Here is a 4,649-nt window from a genome sequence, read left to right as displayed (position 1 = left end):
CCGTTCCGGTCCGGCGGCTGATCCCGTCGCCGGCCGCCCTCGGCCTCACAAGCGGCGAAAGCGCCCGGGGGAGGTGCCGAACTTGCGCTTGAAGGCCCGGTAGAACACCGAGAGGTCGCCGAAGCCGCAGCGGAAGGCGATGTCGGCCAGGCTGTCGTGCGGGTCGGCGAGGGCCCGGATTGCCATGGCGAGCCGCCGTTCCGTGACCTGCGCGCTGAACGTCGTCCCTTCCTCGTGCAACAGGCGCTGGATGTAGCGCGGCGACAGCGACAGGGCCTGACCCGCGTCCTCGATGGAAAAGCCCGGCCGGTGCGCATGGCCGGCGATGGCCTCGCGGATCGCGCCCAGCCGGTCCGCCCGCAAGCGGCCGGGGCCCAGCGGGCGTGCCGCTACCGCCCCTCCGAGCGCAAGGGCCAGAAGCTCGGCGATGTGCCGTGTCGCACAGTCGGCCAGCGGGGCCGAGGCCGCTGTCGCGCGGGCGCGCATGAAGTCCAGATAGGCCATCAGCATGCGCAGAGCCTCGCCATCCTGCACCGCGACGGGCTCGGCCGAAAGCCGCGCGACGTCGATGCCGCAGTCGCGCAGAACCTGGAGGGGGGCGTGGAGGCCAAGGACGCGCGAGGCGTTTCCGCCGCAGGCCGGCGCTGGCGCGGGATATGACGCAGGAGGAGATGCGCCGGGGTCCAGGTCCGTCATCGTCACCGTGAAGGCGCCGACAAGGATGGCGCCATCTCCCGGGCTACCGAAGCCAGGGCGCGGGAAAACCGTGTCGGCCGTCGCGATGAAAATGGCGGCCGCCTTCGACGGGGCGAGGACGTCCGCAAGTGCGGGAGCGGCACAGCGGGTGCGCGACGGCGCCGTCCCGGCGTCGCCGTTCTCAGACTTGCCCGCATCGGAGGTCATGGCCGCAACCGTCACAACAACCGGGATCAACGCTAGCCCTCGCGCTGGCGCTTGGCAATCGGCGCACACCAGTGTTCGCCGCGGGCGAAGACGGCCGGCGGACGAAGGTGCTAATCGGTGCGAGCGGCAGTCCAGAAGTCGGGTGGGCTTCCGCCTTGGGGCAGGATGGCGAGATCGCCATGCGGTGGGTCGAGCATGCTGTGCGGGCCCTGGAGCGGGCCTGTCCGATGGTTTTGCGCCGGTGCGGACGCAATGGCGCGCCTCGCCGCAGCGGGAGTTCCGGTTCCGACCGGCGTGCGGCGCTTGCGCGCCTCGCCCGTGCGGCTGCTGCCGCTGCCCTGGCGCTCGGCCTCCTTGCCGCGCCGCCGGGCCGGCGATGCAGCCTCGAAGACCTGTGGAGCGCCACCAAGGATACGTTCCAGAACGCTCCGACTGAATGCGCGGCCCAGCTCGGAAATCCGGCATTCTACGCTCTGACCGCCTTCCTCGCCGGGGCGATCCAGACCCCGCAGGGCAAGGCGTTCTGCAGCGGCGTCAGTGGTCTGAAGGAAGACTTCAAGGACGATCAGGAGAAGCTCTCGAACTACTGGAGCTATCTACCCGAATCCCTTCAGAAGACGTTGCAGACGGAGTTTCCCTATTTCGCGAGCATCAGCGAATCCGCCGCCGATGCGAACCTCGCCCTCGGCACCATGGACTGCGCCTGCTCGGTGGTGACCTGGGAGGGGCCGGACGCGGTCGCCGGTGAAATCGGCGAATGTTTCAAGGGCGCGCTGTGCGAGCTTCAGGATTTTGCGCATGAACTGCTGCCGGACGAGTTTCCCGCCTGCACCGGCCCCCCGCCGGCGCCGCCGCAGCTGGTGGACTGCCGGCTCGATCCGTCCAGCGACGATCCCAACAGTCCGTTCGAGATCTGGGACCAGGGCACCGGCTGGGTCGGCGACATCGGCCTGTGCAACGAGCGCTACTACGCGGGCCCGAAGAAGGGCGAATTCGTCGCCGGCTTCACTTGCGAGGGGGACGTCTGCTTCTCGGACGGCCTGCTGGCGACTGGCAGCGGCACCTATTGCTACTGCCCGCAGGCGATGCAGCAGTTGAGCTGGTACAATCTCGGCGGCAATTGCTACCGCTACCTCCTTTGTGGCTGTCCCGCCGGATCGAGCGCGGTCGGCGAGGCGGGCGGCGCCGGCTACATGTGTACCTGCGACAATTCCGGGCTGCCGGTGAACGCGGACGGCACCTGCCCGAAGCCGTGCAATTGCGACTGCCCGAACAATCTGGTCCTGATCTCTAAGGACACCAAGTCCTGCACCTGCAATTGCGGCTGCCCGCAGGGCCAGACCAGGGTCGGCGACACCTGCGTCACCCCGTGCGCCGATCCGGCCCAGCTGATGCTGGAGGGGGGAACCTGCTGCTCTCCTACCCAGGCGACCGCGTGCGGGACCTGCTGTCCGCTCGGCATGAAGCCGGACGCCAGCGGCCAGACCTGCGTTTCGGTGCTGGGCAAGCCCGGGGCGCCGCTCCTGCCGCCCAAGGGGCCGCTTCTGCCGCCGAAGCTCCCCCAGCAGACGCCGAAGGGGCTGTGAGCCATGAACCGGCCCCTCGCTACCCCATTCCTGCGGACCCTGCGCGGCGCCGCGGCGGTGCTCGCCTGCGTTTTCGCCTGGGCCGACGGCGCCCCCGCCCATGAACGGCTATGCGGACAATGACGGCTGGGCCGACGACACGTGCGACGGCCCGGTGGATGCCAGTGTGAAAATCGGTGACCGGGTGTTCCAGGCCGAGCCCGCATGGGTGGTCAGCGTCGGCCCCAATTATGCGCCCGCGGTGGCCAGCGGCCTCGTCTCGCTGCACGACGTGGTGGAATCGGCGCTGGTGGATGCAGGCGTGCGCCGCGCCCCGGCCACCGAGTTCGAGCGCCACGTCTGGCCGGTGTTCGAGCGCATGGCGGACCTGCAATGGGTCAATGAAGGCTTCTTCCAGAAATACGGCTTCGGCAGCGCGCGCGACTTCTCCAGCGTCGCCTGGCGCGCGCGCCTCGCCGACGGGTCGGCGGGCAATGCGGCGCTCCGGGCGGAGATGCTGGCGCTGTTCCGCGATCCCGCCTTCACCCGCGTCGAGCCGGACCTCGAGCCGCAGCTCTACGGCGACAAGGTGCAGATGCCGCCGGACGCCATCGAGCCGCGCCAGTGGCTGGCCCTCACCCCGCTCCAGTACCGCCACCTCAAAGCCTGGGCCGAGGGCCGCTTCACCCGCGCCCCGGAGCGCCCGCGCAACCGCCTGGAGGATTTCGCGCTCGCCGACCAGCCGGCGGCGCTCGACCGCGCGGCGATGGAGGCGAGCCTCGGCGGGCCGTTCCATCCCGGCATCGAATTCCCCTGGATCGCCCGCCTCGCCTGGATCTGGGGAGCCGACATGCGGCTGAAGTCCGCGGCGCGGACGCCGGACCTCACCGACTACGGCGCCGTGCTCACCGCCCCTAAGGCGCTCTCCCGGTCCGGCCCGCTCGCGCGCCTAGGGCCGGGCGGCATCACCCAGTGGATGGGCCTGCCGTGGCATGCGGACTGGTCGAGCTGCCGCGCCGGCTATGAGAGCGCGGTCTCGCCCATCCTGCCCGCCTTCTGGCCGGCCCGGGTGCCCACCACGGTGCTGGCGGAAGAGGACTACAAGGTGGTGATGGACACCGCCCGCTCCATCGAGGAGCGGCGCGCCGCCTTCGCCCGCCGGCGCGACTGGGAGCGCTTCATCAGCGCCCCCACCCGCCCGCCGGTGCTCGCCGCCATGGCGCAGGAATGGCACCGCCTCGGCCTGGTGCAGGACCGGCCGGGACCGACCGAGGGCCCCTTCCCCGCCAGCATGAAGGTGGAGACGCTGGTGGGCTTCGCGCGCGAGCCGGACATCGCCTACGGCGCCAACACGCTCTACCCGCAGATCGGCACCTTCCCGCTGGTGGTGGCCAATTCCGACGACAACAGCCTGCGCCTCGTCGCCGCCGATGGGGAGGTGACGCAGATGCGCCTCACCGCGCCTTTGGAGCGGCCCGAGGGCATGACGCGCAACCTCGACGGCAACCTCTATGTCTGCTGCATGAACGGCAACGTGGTGCGCCGGGTGACGCCGAAGGGCGTGGTGACGCTGTTCGCGGAAGGCTTCTCTTCGCCCGTGGGCATCGCCGGCGACCGCCAGGGCAATCTCTATGTGGCGAACTTCGTGGAGAAGGGCTTCATCAGCGTCATCACGCCCGACGGCAAGAGCCGGGTTCTGGTGCCGCCCGAGGCCGGGCTCGTCTCCCCCATCGGCATCGTCGTGACGCCGGACGGCGCGCTTCTGGTGAGCTGGGGCGGCGCCTCGGTGGCGCGCATCGACCTCGTCACCGGCAAGGTGATCGACCTGCACTGGCTCACCGACTTCCACAATCCGCGCCAGATGGCCTACGACACCTCCTACCGCCTCTATGTGGCCGACCAGATGAACAATGCGGTGCGCCGCTTCGACCTCATGGGCGTGCCGATCCCGCTGATCCTGCGCGGGGCCACGCTGACCATGCCGTTCGGCCTGGTGTTCGACGTGAAGGGCGACCTCTACGCCTCGCAGACCCGCGCACCCTGATCAAGCGGGTGCAACTGAAGGGCGAGGTCGGCATGGTGTCCGACTTCGCCGACGGCCTGCCCAATCCCGGCGGCGTCGTCTTCATCGGATGAGCGCCTGCGGCCTCCTGGTGGCGGGCGCGGGACCGGCGGGCGCCG

The 4,649-nt window shown here is 70.2% G+C and carries 3 protein-coding genes; 2 read left to right on the top strand and 1 reads right to left on the bottom strand.

Features of this window, described 5'->3' with window-relative positions:
- Window positions 1–45: 45 nt before the first annotated feature.
- Window positions 46–903 carry a helix-turn-helix transcriptional regulator gene (locus AC2W7M_RS20150; protein ID WP_486134390.1) on the bottom strand — a complete coding sequence of 286 codons (858 nt, stop codon included), beginning with the start codon at window positions 901–903 and terminating at the stop codon, window positions 46–48.
- Between the two features lie 227 nt (window positions 904–1,130).
- Between AC2W7M_RS20150 and AC2W7M_RS20145 the strand changes: the two genes are divergently transcribed.
- Window positions 1,131–2,489, top strand: coding sequence for a hypothetical protein (locus AC2W7M_RS20145; protein WP_486134388.1), 1,359 nt, complete (start codon window positions 1,131–1,133; stop codon window positions 2,487–2,489).
- A 100-nt stretch (window positions 2,490–2,589) separates the two neighbouring features.
- Window positions 2,590–4,512 (top strand): LodA/GoxA family CTQ-dependent oxidase, encoded by a 1,923-nt coding sequence (locus AC2W7M_RS20140; RefSeq protein ID WP_486134386.1) that lies wholly within the window; start codon window positions 2,590–2,592, stop codon window positions 4,510–4,512.
- Window positions 4,513–4,649 lie beyond the last annotated feature (137 nt).

The organism is Xanthobacter sp. BG11Y11_SDJG, from assembly GCF_057364445.1.
Note: the sequence above shows the minus strand (reverse complement) of the source record. Positions and strands in the feature narration are given on the sequence as shown.

Bases quoted from the DNA above. Each gene is read 5' to 3' on its own strand.
- AC2W7M_RS20150 (WP_486134390.1), bottom strand. From the start codon at position 903: ATGACCTCCGATGCGGGCAAGTCTGAGAACGGCGACGCCGGGACGGCG.
- AC2W7M_RS20145 (WP_486134388.1), top strand. From the start codon at position 1,131: ATGGTTTTGCGCCGGTGCGGACGCAATGGCGCGCCTCGCCGCAGCGGG.
- AC2W7M_RS20140 (WP_486134386.1), top strand. From the start codon at position 2,590: ATGAACGGCTATGCGGACAATGACGGCTGGGCCGACGACACGTGCGAC.